This window comes from Allobosea sp. 05T433 (genome assembly GCF_056396065.1).
Genome location: NZ_JBFTKS010000010.1, coordinates 1 through 19,782 on the forward strand (window position 1 = coordinate 1; position 19,782 = coordinate 19,782).

Consider the following 19,782-nt stretch of genomic DNA (forward strand, 5'->3'; position numbering starts at 1 on the left):
GCCGACACGACCAGGATCGCGCCGTCCATCTGCGCCGCACCCGTGATCATGTTCTTCACGTAGTCGGCGTGGCCGGGGCAGTCGACATGCGCATAGTGACGGTTCGCAGTCTCGTACTCGACGTGAGCCGTCGAGATCGTGATGCCGCGGGCCTTCTCCTCAGGCGCCTTGTCGATCTGGTCATACGCCGTGAACGACGCACCGCCAGACTCGGCCAGAACCTTCGTGATCGCAGCCGTCAAAGACGTCTTGCCATGGTCAACGTGACCAATCGTTCCGATGTTGCAGTGCGGCTTCGTCCGCGCAAACTTCTCTTTGGCCATGACACCTTTTCCTCGACGACGGCCATCCCCGGCCGGAAAACGGGGTCGCATTAGGGGGTTTTGCGCGTCGATGCAAGCTGTGGCGGGCGAGATGACGCCAGCCGCGCACCGCGTCACCCCAACCGCATGCGTCCTGCGCACAGGGCATCGTCACGAGACCGCCGCCCTCAGTGAGCCGGCACTGGAATCTGTTCGCGAGAAAGCTCCCCGTCCGTGGCCTTGGCGAGCAACCGCAAGCCGGCCAAGGCCGGAGCCCCTAAATGCCCCTCACGAACCACGCCCCCGCCACGGCTACTCGCGCAGGAGCCAGGCGGAAAACGACGCGGAGGCACTGTCGATCGCCTCATACGCTGGATCACCCCGGATCTGGTCGGCAATGGCGAGCGCAGCAAACCCGATGAGGATTCCCACGGGCGTGGCAGGCACGACCGCAGTCGATGCAGCCCTGACGCCAGTCAGGTTAGGGTATTGCGTCAGCGGCCGCCCCGTCACCCCATCGAGCACGATCACGTCCGCGCTGAAATTCGCCTGCCCCAGCTTGGCCGCGTGCTTGCCCGAAGGCTGTTCGGTAAAGCCCTTTCGGAAGCTGTCGCGAGTGATCTGCGCCAGCGTGCTGTACATCTGCGTCCGAGCAGCCGCGCTCCGGCTGAGAGCCATGAATTTCTCATCCCACGCAGCCTCGTCCTGCGTCGGCCCATTGCCCGCTCCGGCAGGATCACGCCCCAGGGAAACGGGACGGGTCGATGCCGGCATCTGCGTGCCGGCATAGGCCATTCCAGCCTTCGGCCAGACTATGGCTGTCTGGCCGTCGACGGGCTTTGGCGTTTCGACGATAACGTCGACGATCCTGAGATCGCGTAGCTCCGAGAAGGTCAGTCCTCGGTCCGGCGTAACGCAGCCGGCAAGCGCCGTGCCCAGAACGGCTGCAAGCAGAAATCGAATCACGGCGTCGAAATGCCCCCTGCGCAAAATGCGACTGGCGGGCGTTAACGATCCCGAAATCATCGCGCCAGTTGAACCAAGGTATTGGGCACGCAGGAAAACCGCCCCCGTGCCGGCACTCGCCTCGCCCTATTGCGAAGATACGGCGTGCGCCCCGAACACCCGCCGATAGCGGCCGACTTCGCCTGGCTCGCCCGAAGCCTTGTCGGGATTGTCGGAGAGCTTCACCGCCGGTTGGCCGTTCACCCGCGTCACCTTGCAGACCAGCGACATCGGATCGAGCGCGCGCGAACCGTCCGGCGAGCATCCGACGAGATCGTTGGTGAGATCGGTGCCCCAGCCGAAGGCCATGCGCACCTTTCCATCGAAATGCTGGTAGACCCGTTCGATCGCGGCGACGTCGAGCCCATCCGAGAAAACCAGCAACTTTTCGCGCGGATCGCGCCCCTTCTCGCGCCACCAGGCGATGATCTGCTCGCCGGCGGCTATCGGCGGGGCACTATCGGGACGGAACCCAGTCCAGTCCGCAACCCAGTCGGGCGCACGCCGCAGGAAATCGGTGGTTCCGAAGGCGTCAGGCAATGCGATCAGCAGATTGCCACCATAGACCTTGCTCCATTCCTCGAGCACACGGTAGGGCGCACCCAGCATCGTCTCATCGCTGTCTGCCAGCGCCGCGAGCACCATCGGCAGCTCATGCGCGTTGGTGCCGATCGCCTCGAGATCATTGTCCATGGCGAGCAGCACATTCGATGTGCCCGTGAAGCGTGGGCCGAGCCCCTCCTTCAGCGCCTCCACGCACCAGCGCTGCCAGAGATGCCCATGGCGGCGCCGCGTGCCGAAATCCGAGAGGCGCAGTTCCGGCAACTGCTGCAGACGCTCGACCTTCGCCCACATCTTCGCTTTGGCGCGGGCATAGAGCACATCGAGCGAGAAGCGCTTCTGACCAACCATCACCCGGCGCGCACGCAACTCGTTGATGATCGCCAGGGCCGGCACCTCCCACATCGTGCTGTGCGTCCAGGGGCCGCTGAAATGCAGTTCGTACTGGCCGTCCACCCGCCTGAGCTCGTATTCCGGCAACTGGAATTCGGCGAGCCAGGCCAGGAAATCCGGCGAGAACATCTGCGTCCTGCCGTAGAAGCTGTTGCCCGCGAGCCAGATCAATTCCTTCTTGCTGAAGCGCAAACCGCGGGCATGATCGAGCTGCGCCCTGAGCTCGTTCTCATCGACAAGATCGGCAAGCCGGATATGGCGGGACCGGTTGATCAGCGAGAAGGTGACTTGCACATCCGGATGAAAGCTCCGGATCATCTGCAGCATCAGCAGCTTGTAGAAATCCGTATCGAGCAGGCTGCGAATGATCGGGTCGAGCCGCCAGCCGTGGTTGTAGGTTCTCGTCGCGATATCGGTCAGGGTCATGCGGCGCGCGTGTCCGTGCGGCTGAAGGGCCGAAAAGAACTAGGCGAGATCGCGAGCCTTGAACATCCACCCGAATTCGCGTCGGGGGCGAGCGGCGTGCAGGGCAAGCCCGGCCGCAGGCAAACGCTCTGCACGCAAATGGTGATCCCGCAGAAGCCAAAACGGGGCGGCCGCGCCATCCTCGCGCTGACGCAAGTCTCGTCGAAGGCGAACCTGCCGCAGGCAGCAATGTGCGGGGTCAGGGCTAGGGGCACCACCAGACATGGCGGGCGGCGTGCGTCCGCCCCTCGGCTAGTTCCTAATAGCGCTTCGCATAATAGCCCGAGGACGAATAGACCGACTGGCATTCAAGCCAGTACATGGATTGAACTGTCCGATTGACCGGAATCGCGCAGACAGGAGCAAGCTGCGCAGCCCTCTCTTGCGTCACCTGGCAGCCCGACAACACAATCCCGCAGGCGATCAGCAGGCATGCCCGTTGAACCGTTCCCATCGTCCTGTCTCCTGTTGCGAGCTATATTCGACAGCTTCGCCGCCAACAGATCCAATTTGTCCTGTTACCCGGCAGTGCGATCTCGATAGCCATGCGAGGCACAGTAATTTCTTAGATAGACGTTTTCTCCGCCGAAGTTGAGGGATCTATCGTTCGATAACTCCACATTTTTTCGATATTCCACGCTGCGGCACCCGCCCGCGCGCCGAAACGTCATCGTGTCCTGTTATCGATAGAGAACAGGCCGGGACCTGACCATCCGGGCCGGACATGGTCCGGCTCGGCTGTCGACCCCGGGCAGACACCAGTCAACGATGACGATGCAGGGCGAACGGAAGGTTCTTCTGCTTGTCTTCTATCTTCTCGTCGAGAAGAGCATCAAACCGATCATAGTCGAGGCGAAGCTTTCCGAAAAACTCKCCCCCCGTGTCAGCGCTCGATAAAGGCACGTTGCAGTTGATCGGAGATCGGCTTCAGCAGGTAGCTCATCATTGTGCGGCTCCCTGTCTGCATGAAGACCTCCGCCGGCATCCCCGAAACGAGCGGCGAGTCGGCCAACCGGCGACGTTCATCGTTAGGAAGGGCGACCCTCACCGTGAAAAACGGAGCATTGGTCTGCTGGTCGCGGCTGATATCGGCAGAAACATACGATACGACACCCGTCAGCTGCGGTGTCACACGTTGGTTGAAGGCGGAAAAGCGGATGAACGCCTTCTGACCCGACCGCACCTGGTCGATGTCGTTGGGCTGGAGCCGCGCCTCGACCTGCAGATCGTCGGAATCCGGCACGACTTCCATGACCGTGTCGCCAGCGCGGACGACACCGCCGATCGTGTGCGCGGCAAGCTGGTGAATCACGCCCGAGGTCGGTGCACGAATATCGATCCGGTCGAGGAGGTCTCGCGCGGAAACGCCACGCTCGACGAGCTCGGCCTCCTTGCCCCTGGCCTCGCCGAGTTCCTTCACGACATCGGTCCGAAAGTCCTGATCGATCCTTACGATCTGAAGCTGTGCCTCGCCGATTTTTGCCTTTGTCTCGGCGATTGCCGAGATCAGTTGCCCCCGCTCGCCCTCGATACGTGCGGATTCTCGCTGCAGGGTCGTAAATCGCGTCAGCGGCACAAGCTTCTTGTCATACAGCGTCTTGATTCCAGAGAGTTCGCCCCCGATCAATTCCAGCTGGCTTGCCTTGGATTTGAGCTGGGCATCGAGGCCTGAAATCTCTTCGCCAAGCTGCGCGACACGACTTTGCAGCAAGTCCTTCTGGCTTTGCCGCGCATTCGCACGAGCCTTGAACAGCGACTCTTCCGACGCCAGGAGCGCGTTGACACCGGTCTCTGCCGATCGCGCGGCCATCTCGGGCGGCGTTTCGATCTGCGCGTGAGCGTCGCGCTCGGCCATCAGCCGTGCAATCCGAACCCGGAATTCATCAAGCTGCTTGCTCACCACCTGGAGACTCGCCCGCGCCTGGGTTGCATCCAGTTGCAGCAGCAGATCGCCAGCGTTCACCCGCATGCCATTATGGACCGGAATCTGCGCGACAATTCCGCCGGTCGGATGCTGGATCGCCTTGACGTTCGATTGAACGACCAGATTGCCGGGAACGGCGACCGCGCCGGCCAGCGGCATCAATGCACTCCACGCACCGATCAAGACTCCGCCACCGATCAAAACCCGAAGGCCAATCCTGAGCTCGCGGTTGAACGCGCGTTCGACCCGCGACGCCAGAGTATCATTCCGGGCATCCGCCGTGCCAGCCGTCAGCTCGGCGCGGCGCCTGTCGATCAATCGGTCACTTGCCGGCGTAGCCGCGGCGTCGCTTCCCCTGGGGGGAACAGTCGATCGGGATGTATCGATATGCAACATTTGCCGTTGAGCTCCATTGGCCGACGCGACATGGGCTGGCACGGGCGCCAACGGCGTCGGGTCGACAGGTGCGATGGGCGGGCTGAGATGCGCCGGAGGCTGCGTGGGGCCACTGCGGTTCACGAGGGAACGACCTCGGCAACCTGTGTCTGGCCAATCTGGTTCGCGCTTGACACTGTCGCAGGTCGGCGCGTTGCCACGGTCTTCTCTGTGTGAACGCGCGCAAAGATCTCGTCGCGGGGGCCGAATGCAACCGTCTTGCCCTCGTGGAGGACCATCGCCATGTTCAGTTCGGAGAGAGCGCTGGGACGATGCGAGATGACGATGACAATGGATTTGTCGCGACGCAGGATCTGAATGGCGCGCGCTAATGCGCCTTCCCCCTCCGCATCAAGATTGGCATTGGGCTCATCGAGCACGACGAGGAACGGATCACCGTAGACCGCGCGCGCCAATCCAATCCTCTGGCGCTGCCCCGCCGAGAGCGACATGCCGCCTTCGCCGATACGCGTTGAATATCCCTCCGGCAAACGCAAGATGATGTCGTGCACGCCCGCTATCTGCGCGGCCTTCAAAATGGCCTCGGACGTCGCCTGATCTTCAAATCGGCAGATATTTTCTGCGACGGTGCCGTCGAACAAGGCCACATCCTGCGGGAGATAGCCGACATGACGCCCCAGGTCCTCATTGCGCCACTGATCGATCGCTGCGCCGTCAAGCCGCACCACGCCATTGCTGACCGGCCAAATTCCGACCAGGGCCTTCGACAGCGAGGTTTTTCCCGATGCGCTCGCGCCGAGAAGCGCCAATCCCATGCCCGCCGTGAGCGAAAATGAAATATGCGAGACGATCGCTTTATCCGTGCCTGGTGCGGTAACGGCGAGGTCCTGAACCAGGAGTTCGCGGTAAGGGCGCGGGAGCATCACCGGTGGCGCGGGAGGAGCAGCGGTCACCTTGAGGATTTCGCGCAAGCGGGCAATGCTCTGACGCGCAGCGACAAGTTGTTTCCAGGTGCCAAGCGCCACCTCGATGGGCGCAAGCGCCCGCCCCATCATGATCGACGAGGCAATCATGATGCCCCCCGACGCCTTGTCGGTCACGACGAGATAGGCGCCGATGCCCAACATCCCGGATTGCAGCACGTAGCGGAGAACCTTCGCAGCTGATCCGAGATTGGCATAGACGTCGCTGGCCCGGCCATTTTCGCGCAGACAGCGTTCATTGGCCTGCGACCAACGCGCCGTGAATCGGTCCTGCATTCCAAGCGCCCGGATCACTTCGGCATTTTGCCGGGTCGCATCCGCCAGGACCTGGCGCTGCGCGCTGCTGTCCATGGCGGCCCTGGCTGCCCCACGCGACACGCGCTCGGTCAACACTGTCATCGCAATGATGGCAACGGTCCCAAGCACGGCCGTGACGCCAATCGCCGGATGGAACAGAAACAAGGCGATGATGAAGATCGGGATCCACGGCATGTCCAGGAACGCCGTCGGCCCCATGCCCGACATGAACGCCCGAATCTGATCCAGATCGCGGAGCGGCTGCTGCATCAGGATGGGCTTCACGCCGCGCAGAGGGAGCGTGGCGAGCGCGGTGTGGATCGCTTCCTGCAGGCCGACATCGAACAGCGTTCCGACGCGGGAGAGCATGCGCGAGCGCAGCGCGTCGGCATAGCCTTGAATGAGATAGGCCAGCAGAACCACGAGCGAAAGACCAAGCAAGGTCGCGATGTTGCGGCTCGGGATCACCCGATCATAGACCTGCAGCATATAGAGTGAGCCAGACAGCATCAGCAGATTGATCACGCCGCTGAACACGGCGATTCCGGTCATGCGACGCGCACTGTCGCGCAACCCGCGTGCGACCGGATCGTCAGATGCCGGTATCGAGCGCCCCTCAGATATCGTGCCGGATTGAAATATCTCTGGTCCGTAGCTTTGAGCGAGACTCATGCCTCTTCTGCGCCTTTTTGTCCGGCCGATACGTGTCGGCGATCACATGTGCTTGACGGGCGATACCGCCCCATTTTCCGGCAAGAATGCGCCGGTTCCCGTCAAGCCGCGCGGCGCGATGAAGCGACCGCCATGAGCGAGACACAGAGCCGGCTCGGGCAATCCAAGGCAGGTCGGCTAAGTCGAGTTTGCCTGAACGCGGCAGGTTGGCCGTGAGCAGGAGAGGCCACGAAGCGCCGGACATGTCGGAACCACAGACCGGCTTTCAAGGCAAAGGTGTCGTTGCCGGCGCTGAAAGGCGACGGGACGCTTCCGGAGTTGGCGCGGCAGTTCGACGTCCGCGCCAATCAGATCACGCAATGGCGGGGGCAGCGCTGCTTTCGGGCGCCAACAATGACGTCCTCCCGTCTGCGGCCGCTCGGCCGAGTCGGCTTCCAACACCATGGATGAACCAGGAGTTGGAAGCCTGCCCGCGCGACGTCATCCCCACATGTGATGGAGATGATGTGCCGTATCGACAATCGGTGAATGATGGATGTCGGCTGTCGCGTGATCGTGTGACGAAGGCGGGGCAGCGTCAGCGACCGTACCCGGAGGTGTCGGCGTTGGTTTCGGATCAGCGGCTGCGGTCGCGGGCGCAGTGACCGCCGTCGACAGCACCTGGGCCACGGTCAGGCCATCCGGGTTGAAATGGCCGCCGGTTATCGGAATGTTGTTGCCACCCACGTCTGCGGCATTGTCGTGGATGACCTCGGCAGCTGCCGTGACCAGGGCAGCATCGCCGGTCTTGAGACCTTTGATCATCGCATCGACTTCGGCCCCGAGCGTGCTGCTCGGTGTCAATTCATTGTCGAAGCGTGCCCCGAAGATCCCACCCTGCGCCAGATCGAACTTGGTTGCGTTCTTTTCGAAGGTTTGAAACTCGCTGATCAGGGCATTGATCGCATGCGTATCGCCCGATCCGACGAGTTGTTCTGCCCGCTGGCCCAGCGAGTTGCCTTGCGCGATGAAGTTTGCCCAGAAAGCCGTTTGAGCGGCATTGTCCTGATATCTCGGGGTTGGATTGAGAGCGTCAGGAAATTGGGAAAAGCCCGATACGCCTCCCTGGCTGGCCATACCAGCCAGATTTGCATCCCCCTGGATGATATCGATCATGTCCAGGATATTGTCGTTGCTGCCCCGGCCGGCGTCCGGGTCGATGCCAGCCTGGTTGATATAGGTGATTTCGAGTTGCGCCTGCCTCATGACGGTGTCGGCATGAATGCCGGTGAGACCCTCGAACTGCGCGGGCTGCGCGTCGATCAAATGCTTGAGGCCGCTGACGACGGCGTTCATGTCACTGGTGATGATCGCCTTGTTGTCCGAATTGACACCGCCGAGAATGCGATTGGCCGCATCGTTGAAGATGGCACCGATCTCGGCCAGGGTGGCATGAGGCGCAGTCGCCGCAGTCACGCCGTCGGGTAGCGTCTCCGGCGCCGCGAGAAATCCGGTCGCGCCATTCTGCGTGGCCAAGGTCGAAAGCGTGTGATCGTTATTGACGGTATCGAGGATTTCGAGATGGCTTGCACGCAGAGCAGCCTCGGCATTTGCGACGCTGCCGAATGATCCGCCGCCATTCACGGATGCTGTCGCGGCCGAAAGCGCGGTCGTGATATCGGACAAGACCGTCTGGATATGCGTGAGCGTGTCGCCGGAAAATTGACCTGCCTTTATCTCGGACTGGAGACCGCTCTCCACCGCTTTGAGGTCGTCCACATATCGCACCACGCTGCCATGGCCTTGGCCGCCTTCCTCGACTGCGTTTTGCCATAGGCCGCCAACGAGCGCGCGGGTCGCGTCGTTGAACGTGGCGCCGAGATCCGAAAATTCCGGAGCAGATGAGGTGGGGGGAGTGGGCGTCTCGGGCGGTTGGGGCGGATTGTGATCACCGTGCTGGTGATGGTTGTCGTGTCGTTGATGCGTATCATGCGCGAAGCGAGCCAAGGCGGTCTTCCCTCTCTCTGGGTGCCGTGAGCGATAGCCACGGGTGGGGGAGCGTCGTGTACCAAAACGGTACGAGGCGGCCGGAAGATTGTTTACCTTCATGGCGTCAATCAGCCGAGATCGAGGCTAATCTGCGCAGAAGCAAAGGCGATTGGCCGACGAACTTGTGGCGAGCCAGGTCAGATACCACCTGATCGAGGCGCGAGCCTCGGACACGCCGCCATGGGCGCGCAGATGGACCTCTTCAACTTTCATTGATCGCCGGAGGCGTTAGACGAAGACGTTGGCGCGCCAGGCGTCTCTGCCGTCCATGCTGATCTTGACGCTGGCGCCGATAAGCAGAGCGGTGAACTTCCGGCTGGTGAACCGCGGACCTGATGCGTGTTGGCGATGTCAGGCTTGCCATGGCGAGCCATCGCTTCTTCGACCGTCTCGATGCAGAACGCGACATCCATGGTGATCGACAACGCCCGGCCAGAACCCGGCGTCTGAACCAATCGACGACAGCCCTCAGGTAGACGAAGCCGCGCGCCATGGGGATGTAGGAGACATCCATTTCCCAGAACTGATTAGGCCGCGTAACCGGCTGCTTGCGCAGAAGGTGGGGGAAGATCTTGTATCCCGGCGCCGGCTTCGAGGTGTTCGGCCGGCGATGGAGCACCTCGCCGTGTTCAGGCAGGAGCTACACTTATCCGACCTGTCTGGATGCACCGAGCCGGCTCTTCGCCATTCTGAGGCGAGAGTGTTGGAGCGGGTGAAGGGAATCGAACCCTCGTATTCAGCTTGGAAGGCTGCTGCTCTACCATTGAGCTACACCCGCGCCGGGTGCGACACCGCCTGAACGGCGACATCAACATAGACAGGACACGGTGGTGGGGGAAGCAGGACTCGAACCTGCGAAGGCATAGCCAGCGGATTTACAGTCCGCCCCCTTTGCCGCTCGGGACATTCCCCCGCCGTGTCGTGGACGCGCGCCGTGAAGCAACGTTGTCCAAGCGCCTGTTTCACTTTCGTGACGGGCAACAGGTGCGGGCGGACTTATGGTGACCGGGCTCCGGCGTGTCAACGGCAAAAAGCCGGTTCACCCACGTTTCCTTGTATCCGTCCCCAGCCCCTTTCCGGGGCCGGCATGGCCAGAGCCTCAGAAACCAACTGTAATCCAAGCCTCGATGAAATCCGCGCGCGCCTCCACGCTCAACCGCGGTACCTCGCACAGCCGGTAGCCATAATCGTCATAGGCCGCGACCATCGCCTCGTAGGTTCGCTCAGCCTCGGCGAAATCCTGCTTGCGCTCCTCGTCCTGCCCAAAGATCTCGCGCCAGGGCGGCGCGACGAAGACCTCGCTTCGGTAGCGGAACCGTCTTGCCGCGTTGTCCACATGCGCGGGAACACCAAGTCCCGAGAGCCTCAGATAACCCGCGATATCGGGAACCCCTCGATCAAAAATGACCAGCCCGGCCTGCTCCCTCGCAGCCTGATGGGAACGCAGCTCCCAACTCAGCATCAGCTCGGCGAAGAGCTCGCGATCGGCCCAGGGCAATGCCTGTCCCTCGATCGCCACCTGATCGCGAATGATGGCGCGGCCGGCTTCCGGAGACGTCGCAAATCCTCGCTTTGAGAGCGCCTCGATCAACGTCGTCTTGCCGGAACCGGGCCCACCGGTAATCACGACGAAGCGCTGGATATCCTCGGTCCTAGCCATCCCGTTCCCTCTCAATCCCTCTTGCCTGCGACAGCGTCCGCTGCTGCTCGACACCGAAAATCCGTCGTCCGGGCTGGCAAAGCGCCGCCCGCCGTGGCAGGGCATGGGCCGTCACGCTTCGGAGGTCCCCATGCCCGCGCCGTTCCGCCCCAAGCCGGCCAGGCCCGGCGGCAAGCCCTTCGCACGCCGCGACCGCGATGCCGGCCCCCCGCCACACCGGCCCGGCGATATCGACGAGGCCGTGCTCTACGGCGTCCATCCGGTCATCGAGGCACTTCGCAATCCCAATCGACGCTTTCGACGCCTCCTCGCCACGGAGAACGCCCTGAAGCGGCTGAGCGAGGAGGTCGGCACGCTGCCGCTCGAACCCGAGCTGGTCCGCCCGTCCGAGATCGACCGCCTGCTCACTCCAGATGCCGTGCATCAGGGCCTCTATCTGGTCTGCGATCCCCTGCCCTCGCCTGATCTGGACAGCCTTCCCGACGATGCGATCGTGCTCGCGCTCGACCAGATCACCGACCCGCACAATGTCGGAGCGATCCTGCGATCGGCCGCCGCGTTCGGCGCTGCCGCGGTGATCGTCACGATTCGCCATTCTCCGGCAGCAACCGGCGTGCTGGCAAAATCGGCATCCGGCGCGCTCGAGCATGTTCCGCTGATCGCCGTGCGCAATCTCGGCGATGCGTTGGATCAGCTTGGCAAGCGCGGCTTCCAGCGAATCGGCTTTGATTCGGAAGGGGCGACTGCCTTCGACGAAATCGCCCTGCAGCGGCCACTCGTCATGGTGATGGGTGCGGAAGGGAAAGGCCTGCGTCAGCGCAGCCGCGATCTCTGCGACCATCTCGCAAGGCTGGAAGTGCCGGGTGCGATCACCAGCCTCAACGTCTCAAACGCCACCGCGATCGCGCTCTATGCGGCAAGCCGGCGGCGCTGACACTCAGCGCCGGGGCACATTGCGGATGCGGGCGCCGTCCGCGTCGCGGGCATAGCTCCCCTGCTCGCCGACACGGATGATGCGCACAATCGGCCGCTGCCGTGAACCTTCCAGCCGGTAGATCACCGGCTCGGGCGTCGGGGGCTGCGGAATCCCCACCATCACCGGCGTATAATCGCGCGAGCGATCGATAGTCCGCTCTGCCTCGCGCTCCTGCAGGATCACGGTGTCGCGGCCGAAATCGGAGGGGGAATACCAGGGGCCGCCGATGAACCCCGGGTTGCCCAGGAAACGTCGGGCACGATCATGCCGGAATATCGGTCCATTCTGGCGCGCCAAATGCCGAAAGCCAGGAGCCATTCGCGGCGCAAAGGACGGCGGCCCGGCCGGCGCGAAAGCCCTGCCTGACCCAGCTGCCACAACCTCGCTGACCGGGCTCAGGAAAACCAGGAATGCCAGCAGCGGCAACGTTGCATGGATGCGCGGCATCAGCGCGCTCCCCTTCCCCGCATCATGTCGGCCTCGCGCTGACTATAGGACAGTCAGCGCCGCACTGCCAATCCGGGAAAATCCGCCGCGTGCGGGAACGAGGGAAAGACCTCTACGCCTTAAGTCTTACGTCGAACGATGCAAGACCAAGTGCTTGATTGCACAACATTTCGCGTCAGCGCATTCCTGTGCAATTGCCGGATTGGTGCAAGCGAAACTTCACCCGGCAGGCAGTGGCATCGTGTCGCAAGAAATCGAGCCACAGGGAAACGGGCGGCCCGGGGGATAGTCCCGATGCCGGGCATTATTCAGGGGAGAACGCCATGAGCATGGCAGCACAGACATCGGGGGCTGCGGCGACGCGACGCCCCATGACGAAGGAAGAGAAGCGCGTCATTCTCGCTTCGTCGCTCGGCACCGTCTTTGAATGGTACGACTTCTATCTCTACGGTTCGCTCGCCGTGATGATCGGCGCGCATTTCTTCTCGGCCTTCGATCCGAATACGCGCGCCATCTTCGCGTTGCTCGCCTTCGCCGCCGGCTTCCTCGTCCGCCCCTTCGGTGCGCTGTTCTTCGGCCGCCTGGGTGATCTTATCGGCCGCAAATACACCTTCCTCGTCACGATCGTGATCATGGGCGCCTCGACCTTCCTGGTCGGCCTGCTGCCGAGCTACAACTCGATCGGCTGGATCGCACCGGTGATCCTGATCGCGTTGCGCATGCTGCAGGGCCTGGCGCTCGGCGGTGAATATGGCGGCGCAGCGGTCTATGTCGCCGAGCATGCGCCTCCGGGCCGTCGCGGCTTCTACACCTCCTGGATTCAGACCACGGCGACGCTCGGCCTGCTGCTTTCGCTGATCGTCATTCTCGGCATCCGCACCACCATGGGTGAGGCCGAATTTACTGCCTGGGGCTGGCGCATTCCATTCCTGGCCTCGATCTTCCTGCTGGCGATCTCGGTCTGGATCCGCCTGCAGATGCAGGAATCGCCGGCCTTCAAGAAGATGAAGGAAGAGGGCAGCGGCTCGAAAGCACCGCTTTCCGAGGCCTTTGGCCAGTGGAAGAATGCGAAGATCGCGCTGCTGGCGCTGTTCGGCCTCACCGCCGGCCAGGCCGTCGTCTGGTACACCGGTCAGTTCTACGCCCTGTTCTTCATCCAGAGCATCCTGAAGGTCGATCTCTATTCGGCCAACGTGCTGATCGCCTGGTCGCTGATCCTCGGCACCGGCGGCTTCATCCTGTTCGGCTCGCTTTCGGACAGGATCGGCCGCAAGCCCGTCATCCTGGCCGGCTGCCTGATCGCGGCGCTGACCTATTTCCCGCTCTTCGGCGCGCTCACCAAGGCAGCCAATCCCGGCCTCGCCGCAGCCCATGAGAACGTCAAGGTTCAGGTCGTCGCCGATCCTGCCAGCTGCGGCTCGGTCTTCGACCCGGTCGGCGTGCGCACCTTCACCCAGCCTTGCGATGTCGCCCGCCGCACGCTCGCCTCGCAGGCGATCCAGTACACCCAGGTCCCGGCCCCGGCCGGCACCGCGGCCAAGGTCACGGTCAACGGCAAGGATGTCGCGATCGATGCCGGCTTCGCCGCCAACATCGCCAAGGAAGCGGTCGCCGCCGGCTATCCCGCGGCGGGCGACGCCCGGATCGTCAAGACCGGCTTCATGAACGCGCTGTTCAACGCCCAGTCGCTGACCATCATCGGCATCCTGACGATCCTCGTCATCTATGTGACGATGGTCTACGGCCCGATCGCCGCCGCCCTGGTCGAGCTCTTCCCGACCCGTATCCGCTACACCGGCATGTCGCTGCCCTACCATATCGGCAACGGCTGGTTCGGTGGCCTGCTGCCGGCGACCTCCTTCGCCATGGTGGCTGGCACCGGCGACATCTTCTACGGCCTCTGGTACCCGATCGTGATCGCGATGATGACCTTCGTCATCGGCATGCTCTTCGTGCCCGAGACCAAGGATCGCGACATTCTCACCTACGACAACAACTGATCGGCCCATCACCGACAGGTACGAGCCCCGCCTCCCTGGAGGCGGGGCTTTTCTTTGGGCAAGCGGTAACCGATCTTGCCCTCGCCGCGCGCGGCTGGTAACCGCATCTGGCTGACCGGGCCGGATTAGCTCAGCGGTAGAGCAGCGGTTTTGTAAACCGAAGGTCGGGGGTTCAATCCCCTCATCCGGCACCACACATCTCTGGCTCGCTTCGCGCGACCGGTTAGCGGCACGAACGTGCAAGCGATGGTGTGAGAGCCTCCGGGCTGGGCGAACGGCCATGGACAGACGGGAACACTTGCTCGCGCTGGCCGAGCGTTGCGAGACGGCCGAAAAGCCCGGTCGCGCGCTCGATGCCGATATCTATGAGGCGCTGGGCTTCACCGTACGGCGCAAGCCGAGCCATCTCGTCGGCCGCCGCACGCCCATGGGCGGCATCTATCAGCAGGGTTCGCTCTGGAAGGCGCTCGGCCTGGTCAGCGCTAATATCGACGTCGCGATCAACCTCCTGCGCCAGAAGGCTCCGGAGTGGAGCTGGAGCCTGCAATGCCTGGCCGAGGAGGATAGCGCTGCCTTCCAGGCCCTGGTCGCGGAATGTTCGGGCAACGCCATGCTCGGCTCATTGGCCCTTTGCGCGGCCATGCTGCGGGCCCTCGCACGTTATGACGGACTGCTGGCTGCCAGCGCCCCTTCGCACGACCAACGCATCCCCGCAGACGGCCAGCGCACCATAAACGCACCGCTCACGGAAAGTTGACCCCGCAACAATCCCGCGCGGTTGAAGCCCCCGAACCGGACGCTAGGCTGCTGCCCAGGCCGAAGACGCGCCTAGGGAGACTGCAATGCCGCCTTTTAGTCCGTCGCGCCGCACCGTGATTGCCGGTGCCGGCGCACTCGCTGTTGCCACCACGTTGGATTTACCCGCCGGGTTCACACCGGCTCAAGCGCAAGGAGCCCCCGTGAATCAGGCCCCCGGATACTATCGCTACAAGATCGGGGACATGGTCCTCACCGCGATCAATGACGGCTTCGCCCGTCGTCCGCTCGAGGGCTTCGTCCGCAATGCCGAACTCGCGGAGGTCAAGGCGGCGATGGCGCAGGCCTTCCTGCCAGCCGATGCCTTGAACATCACCTTTACGACGCTCGCCATCCAGAGCGGCGGAAAGCTCATCCTGATCGATACCGGCAATGGCGATTCGGGCGCGCCGACCTCCGGAACCTGGCTCGCCAATTTCCGTGCCGCCGGTTTCGATCCCAAGGATGTTTCGACGGTCGTCTTCAGCCATTTCCATGGCGATCATATCAACGGCTTCCGCCTGAAGGACGGCACGGCCGTTTTCCCCAATGCCGAGGTCATGGTCCCGGCGGCGGAATGGGCCTTCTGGATGGACGACGCCAAGATGAACGCCGCGCCCGAGGCCATGAAGGGGGCATTTGGCGGCGTGCGCCGCGTCTTCGGCCCTGTCTCCAAGGATGTGAAGCAGTTTGAGGCCGGCAAGGAGATCCTGCCGGGCATCACCGCCATCGCGGCGCCTGGCCATACGCCCGGCCACACCACCTTCGCGCTCAGCTCCGGCACGGCAAGGATGATGGTGATGTCGGACACGACCAACCACCCAGCCCTCTTCGCCCGCAATCCCGACTGGTCCGCGGTGTTCGATATGGATGGCCCGCAGGCTGCCGCCACGCGTCGCAGGCTGCTCGACATGGTCTCTGCCGACAAGATGCAGGTCGCGTTCTACCATGCGCCATTCCCGGCCACCGGCTACATCGCGAAATCGGGCAACGGCTTCGAGCTCGTGCCCGTGCAATGGACCACGTCCATCTGAGGCATGCGGCATCGTCGCGCATCGAGCCGGGGGCGACCCCGGCTCTTTTTATGCCTGCCCTGGCTCGCCCCTTCCGTCACCGCCGTGCTATGCCAACCGCTCCCTGCCCCTGAGCCTGGCTGATCCGGACCCCCTGATGACCGCGCGCTTCGCAGCCATCTCCTTCGTCGCCAGTGAGACGCCAGAGGCCGAAGCCGCGCTGGAGAAGCTCGTCGCGCGCTATGGCAATGCCGATTGCGACAGCGCCGATGTCATTGTGGCGCTTGGTGGCGACGGGCTGATGCTGCAGACGCTGCATCGCTTCATCGGCACAGGAAAGCCGATCTACGGCATGAATCGCGGCTCGGTCGGCTTCCTGATGAACGAGTTCCGCGAGCGAGGCCTGACCAAGCGATTGGAAGCCGCCCATCGCAGCATCGTCCACCCGCTTTCGATGCTCGCGATCGACGAGAATGGCCGGGAATACCGTGCCAAGGCGATCAATGAAGTGTCCCTGCTCCGGCGCTCCTACCAGGCGGCGAAGCTGCGCCTGTCCGTCGATGGCCAGGTGCGGCTGGAGGAACTGATTTCCGACGGTATCCTGCTCGCGACGCCTGCGGGCTCGACAGCCTACAATCTCTCGGCCAATGGCCCGATCCTGCCGCTCGATGCGCCTTTGCTGGCCTTGACTCCGATCGCCGCCTTTCGCCCGCGGCGCTGGCGCGGCGCCCTGCTTCCCGACCAGGCGCAGGTGATGATCGAGGTCCTGGAAGCGCCAAAACGCCCCGTCAGTGCGATGGCCGACCATATCCAGATCGACAATGTCGTCTCGGTCGCGATCGCGATCGACCGCAGCATCGACCTCGTCATGCTGCACGATCCCGGCCACAGCCTGGATGAACGCATCCTGCGCGAGCAATTCGGCTACTGACCAGCCGGCGACGACGCCTCAGGCAGCGTTTCGAATATCCGCCTCGTCGAGTTCGACGAGCAGGGACGGATCGGCCTCGACCAGCAGGGCGAGCGCCGCATCATCTGCAAACGAATCCGCCATCAGCCGCGCTTCCTCGCGCGCCGCCTCGGCATCGAGCCGCCGCAGCAGACCGTTCAGCGAATCGGCCTCACTGCCTTCAAGGCTCTCGCAGCAGCTCATGACGCTGGCCATGATGGCGCGGTCGATGCCCTGCGTACCGCTCACCCGTTCGAAGCCGGACATGTTCAATGCGGCGATTGCTGCCGCAAAGGCCGGCAGCAACGAGCCCGGCATGCCGGCCTTCCGATACAGCCCCCGCAAGCTCGCGCCACTCCGGTCCCGGAGGATCGCCGACACGCGAGCGAGCGGCAGACCGGAAAGGGACGAGAACGCCGCCTCCGCCAGGGCCGGCTCTGCACTGAGGAGCGAGCGCAGCATCAACCCCGGCGTCAGCCGGCCGTTCTCGCGCAGGCACTCGACGATCGCAGGCGCATCGCTGTCTTCGCCGCCTGCTGCGAGAGCGACGGCAACCCGCTCGGTCGACTCGCGCGCCAGCCTTGCGCTGCGCTCCGGCGTCAGCCAGCCGCAGCCGGAGACGAAGCTCGCCAACGCATCCGACATCCGCCCTGCAATGGCCTGGCGTAGTCCTGCGGGCAGATCGTTTCGGGCAAGCAGCGCCTCGCGCAAGGCACCGGAGCCGCCCGCGCGCTCGAACATGCGCTCAAGCGAGAAACTCGGCATCCATGCGCTGCGATTGCCTGCCAGGGCCAGCAGCGCTTCCTCGCAGCCGACTTCGGCGAGTGCTGCCGCAACACTGGTCGGCAGGCACGGCCGCTGTGCAATCGCGCGTTGCGCCAGAGCATCCCCGACGGCAGCCGCATCGACCAGGTCCGCCTCGGACAGCACCGGTGAATGCGCCAGAACCAGTGCATTCACGTCGCTTTGCTCGGCGATGAGGTTGAGGATCAGCGCACGCGGCGCACGCGGCGAGGTCGCGACCTCCTCGGCGATGGCGCGGCGAACCAGGGGCGACGGATCGTCGATCAGGGCGATCAGCGCCGTTTCGGCCTCGCGGCGATCCTCGTCGGACATACCGGAGTGCAAATAGGCACCCGCAAGCGCGGCTGCGCCGGAGGCACGGGCTTCGGCATTGGCGGTCCGGGCCCAGAGCAGGAAACGGCGAACGATCATGTGCCGCTCCGCTCGACCATGAAGGCGGAAAGATCGAGCGGGGCACGACGCGGCTTCGCCGCGGACTTGGGTACGGTGTTCCCAGCCTGGGTCAGGTCGAGCGGGCGCGATGGCGGCAAGGGAGCAGTTGTAGCAGTCGGTGGGTTCGCGGGCACCGGTGAGGCGGACGGAGGAGACGGAGCGGCGTCGCTTGCGCCCTGCCGCGGGAAATAGCGGTCGGCCGGATCGAGCGCCGCCAGACGCGAAGCATCGCTACGCGGCGTCGTCCAGAGATTGGCCACCGCCTTGGAGACCGGCTGGCGCGAGCCCTCGGTCGAGAACAGCCCGATCAGCCCCTTGGCCCGGCCAGGCGCCAATGCGGCAGCAATCGGCACCGGCTGGTCAGTGCCGGCCGCGGAGTTGACGCTCCCGGTCGTGGTTGCTGCGGCAAGCTGCGTGTTKGCATGGCTCGCCGCCAGCACGCCGTAGACCTCCTGGGCCGTGCGGGCGCGGCCGGCCTTGTCGAAGAAGATGTTGCGATTGGCCGAAGCGGCCTCGGGAAAGTCCTTGGCTGCGACCCGCGTCGGATCGTTGCCGGCGGCGCGAATGAGGTCGCTCGCGCCACGCGAGCCGAGCACATGCGCCATGTAGAGTTCGCCGGCATTCGGCTGGCGACCGAGCGTCGAGGCAAGCTGGTCGCGGTTCTTCTGGGTCAGTGCCCCGGCCATGACGGCAGCCACCTGCGGATCATTGCGCAGTTGCAGGATCTTTTCTCGCGTCGCGGCGTCCGGCACGCTGAGCCGACCGGTCTCGTCGGCGCTGATCGCATTGGCGTAATTGGAAAGCCCCTGCTTCGGCCCCTCCTGCTTCACCATGGAAAGCCAGGTCTGCTCGATGAACTGGAACAGCCCGGTGGCGCTCGAGGTCTTGGCCTTCGCATCGGGATCAAGCGCCGATTCGCGCTGCGCCGTCTTCAGCAGGTAATCGAAACCGGCACCGCTCCGTTCGGCGCCGTCGCGAATGGCATTGACGACCGGATTGGCCGGTGCAGTCTCGCGCGTCGTAGGCGTAGTGAACAGGAACATGCAGACTCTCGGGCAGCCCGAGCGCAAGGTGCCGGAGCTCCTGTGGAGACTGCCCCGATTATGGTAAGCGAACCGTTAAACACGCGGAATCACCGAGCCGGCTTGAAGCGCCGGAATGCGGCATTGGAGGAGCGTTCATGACCGAGGTGAAACGGCACAAGCGCGGCGGGATCTATTTCGAGGATTTCCAGGTCGGCGCGGTCATCGAGCACGGGCTTACGCGCACCGTGACCCAGATGGACAACATGCTCTTCTCGAACATGACCTTGAATCCGCAACCTCTTCATATCGATGCGCATTTCTGCGCGACCGAGACGGAGTGGGGCAAGCCGCTGATGAACTCCCTGTTCACGCTGGGGCTGATGATCGGCATCTCCGTCAACGACACCACGGTCGGCACCACCATCGGCAATCTCGGCATGACCGACGTAACCTTCCCTGCCCCGCTCTTCGAGGGCGACACCGTGAACTGTGTCACCGAAATCGTCGGCAAGCGTGAGTCCCGCTCGCGCCCCGATGCCGGGATCGTCGAGTTCCACCATCGCGCCTTTAAGCAGGACGGCACCCTGGTCGCCCAATGTCGCCGCCAGGCCTTCATGCGCAAACACCCCGAACCCACGACGATCGCGGTCTGACC

The 19,782-nt window shown here is 63.8% G+C and carries 16 protein-coding genes, 3 tRNA genes and 1 pseudogene; 7 read left to right on the plus strand and 13 right to left on the minus strand.

The genetic code is table 11. The annotated features are described in order from the left end of the window. From AC1DGP_RS15375 to AC1DGP_RS15420, 10 genes and pseudogenes are all read right to left on the minus strand, one after another. A partial coding sequence (locus AC1DGP_RS15375) for a GTP-binding protein (protein ID WP_476832264.1) occupies positions 1 to 323 on the minus strand: 323 nt, incomplete at its 3' end. 291 nt (positions 324 to 614) lie between these two features. Beyond that, positions 615 to 1,268: a hypothetical protein gene (locus AC1DGP_RS15380; RefSeq protein WP_476832265.1), complete on the minus strand. Its 654-nt coding sequence runs from the start codon at positions 1,266 to 1,268 to the stop codon at positions 615 to 617. Positions 1,269 to 1,394: 126 nt separating this feature from the next. Beyond that, positions 1,395 to 2,687, minus strand: a complete 1,293-nt coding sequence (gene pncB / locus AC1DGP_RS15385) for a nicotinate phosphoribosyltransferase (RefSeq protein ID WP_441506142.1) — start codon at positions 2,685 to 2,687, stop codon at positions 1,395 to 1,397. 922 nt (positions 2,688 to 3,609) lie between these two features. Beyond that, positions 3,610 to 5,046, minus strand: coding sequence for an HlyD family type I secretion periplasmic adaptor subunit (locus tag AC1DGP_RS15390; RefSeq protein WP_441506143.1), 1,437 nt, complete (start codon positions 5,044 to 5,046; stop codon positions 3,610 to 3,612). Positions 5,047 to 5,165: 119 nt separating this feature from the next. After that, entirely contained in the window at positions 5,166 to 6,878 is a 1,713-nt protein-coding gene (locus AC1DGP_RS15395) for a type I secretion system permease/ATPase (RefSeq protein ID WP_441506144.1), read from the minus strand. 600 nt (positions 6,879 to 7,478) lie between these two features. Beyond that, entirely contained in the window at positions 7,479 to 8,984 is a 1,506-nt protein-coding gene (locus AC1DGP_RS15400; protein WP_476832266.1) for a hypothetical protein, read from the minus strand. A 174-nt stretch (positions 8,985 to 9,158) separates the two neighbouring features. Continuing rightward, positions 9,159 to 9,648 (minus strand): annotated as a pseudogene (locus AC1DGP_RS15405) (DDE-type integrase/transposase/recombinase); the annotation flags it as partial. An 82-nt stretch (positions 9,649 to 9,730) separates the two neighbouring features. Next, positions 9,731 to 9,804, minus strand: a tRNA-Gly gene (locus AC1DGP_RS15410). Between the two features lie 50 nt (positions 9,805 to 9,854). Beyond that, positions 9,855 to 9,939, minus strand: a tRNA-Tyr gene (locus AC1DGP_RS15415). Positions 9,940 to 10,125: 186 nt separating this feature from the next. Then, positions 10,126 to 10,686, minus strand: coding sequence for an AAA family ATPase (locus AC1DGP_RS15420; RefSeq protein ID WP_441506146.1), 561 nt, complete (start codon positions 10,684 to 10,686; stop codon positions 10,126 to 10,128). A gap of 130 nt (positions 10,687 to 10,816) precedes the next feature. Between AC1DGP_RS15420 and rlmB the strand changes: the two genes are divergently transcribed. Beyond that, positions 10,817 to 11,620 (plus strand): 23S rRNA (guanosine(2251)-2'-O)-methyltransferase RlmB, encoded by an 804-nt coding sequence (gene rlmB / locus AC1DGP_RS15425; RefSeq protein WP_441491377.1) that lies wholly within the window; start codon positions 10,817 to 10,819, stop codon positions 11,618 to 11,620. A 3-nt stretch (positions 11,621 to 11,623) separates the two neighbouring features. On the opposite strand, the gene AC1DGP_RS15430 is transcribed toward rlmB, so the two are convergent. Further along, positions 11,624 to 12,109: a hypothetical protein gene (locus AC1DGP_RS15430; RefSeq protein ID WP_476832267.1), complete on the minus strand. Its 486-nt coding sequence runs from the start codon at positions 12,107 to 12,109 to the stop codon at positions 11,624 to 11,626. 323 nt (positions 12,110 to 12,432) lie between these two features. Between AC1DGP_RS15430 and AC1DGP_RS15435 the strand changes: the two genes are divergently transcribed. The 5 genes from AC1DGP_RS15435 (at position 12,433) to AC1DGP_RS15455 (ending at position 16,848) form a co-directional block, all read left to right on the plus strand. Further along, positions 12,433 to 14,109 (plus strand): MFS transporter, encoded by a 1,677-nt coding sequence (locus AC1DGP_RS15435; protein ID WP_441491379.1) that lies wholly within the window; start codon positions 12,433 to 12,435, stop codon positions 14,107 to 14,109. A 119-nt stretch (positions 14,110 to 14,228) separates the two neighbouring features. Next, positions 14,229 to 14,303, plus strand: a tRNA-Thr gene (locus AC1DGP_RS15440). Between the two features lie 86 nt (positions 14,304 to 14,389). Further along, the gene (locus AC1DGP_RS15445) at positions 14,390 to 14,866 is read left to right on the plus strand and encodes a hypothetical protein (protein ID WP_476832268.1); all 477 of its coding nucleotides are present in this window, start codon (positions 14,390 to 14,392) and stop codon (positions 14,864 to 14,866) included. Positions 14,867 to 15,068: 202 nt separating this feature from the next. Further along, a complete protein-coding gene (locus AC1DGP_RS15450) occupies positions 15,069 to 15,938 on the plus strand; it encodes an MBL fold metallo-hydrolase (protein WP_441491381.1) in 870 nt (289 codons plus the stop codon). Between the two features lie 136 nt (positions 15,939 to 16,074). Continuing rightward, complete coding sequence (locus tag AC1DGP_RS15455; protein WP_441491382.1) at positions 16,075 to 16,848, plus strand: NAD kinase; 774 nt, start codon at positions 16,075 to 16,077, stop codon at positions 16,846 to 16,848. A gap of 18 nt (positions 16,849 to 16,866) precedes the next feature. On the opposite strand, the gene AC1DGP_RS15460 is transcribed toward AC1DGP_RS15455, so the two are convergent. Then, the gene (locus AC1DGP_RS15460) at positions 16,867 to 18,081 is read right to left on the minus strand and encodes a DUF2336 domain-containing protein (protein ID WP_476832269.1); all 1,215 of its coding nucleotides are present in this window, start codon (positions 18,079 to 18,081) and stop codon (positions 16,867 to 16,869) included. After that, positions 18,078 to 19,145, minus strand: coding sequence for a lytic transglycosylase domain-containing protein (locus AC1DGP_RS15465; protein WP_441506151.1), 1,068 nt, complete (start codon positions 19,143 to 19,145; stop codon positions 18,078 to 18,080). Before AC1DGP_RS15465 ends, AC1DGP_RS15460 begins: the two co-directional genes overlap by 4 nt. A 137-nt stretch (positions 19,146 to 19,282) precedes the next feature. On the opposite strand from AC1DGP_RS15465, the gene AC1DGP_RS15470 reads away from it, so the two are divergent. Then, positions 19,283 to 19,780 carry a MaoC family dehydratase gene (locus tag AC1DGP_RS15470; RefSeq protein WP_441491385.1) on the plus strand — a complete coding sequence of 166 codons (498 nt, stop codon included), beginning with the start codon at positions 19,283 to 19,285 and terminating at the stop codon, positions 19,778 to 19,780. Positions 19,781 to 19,782: the final 2 nt, after the last annotated feature.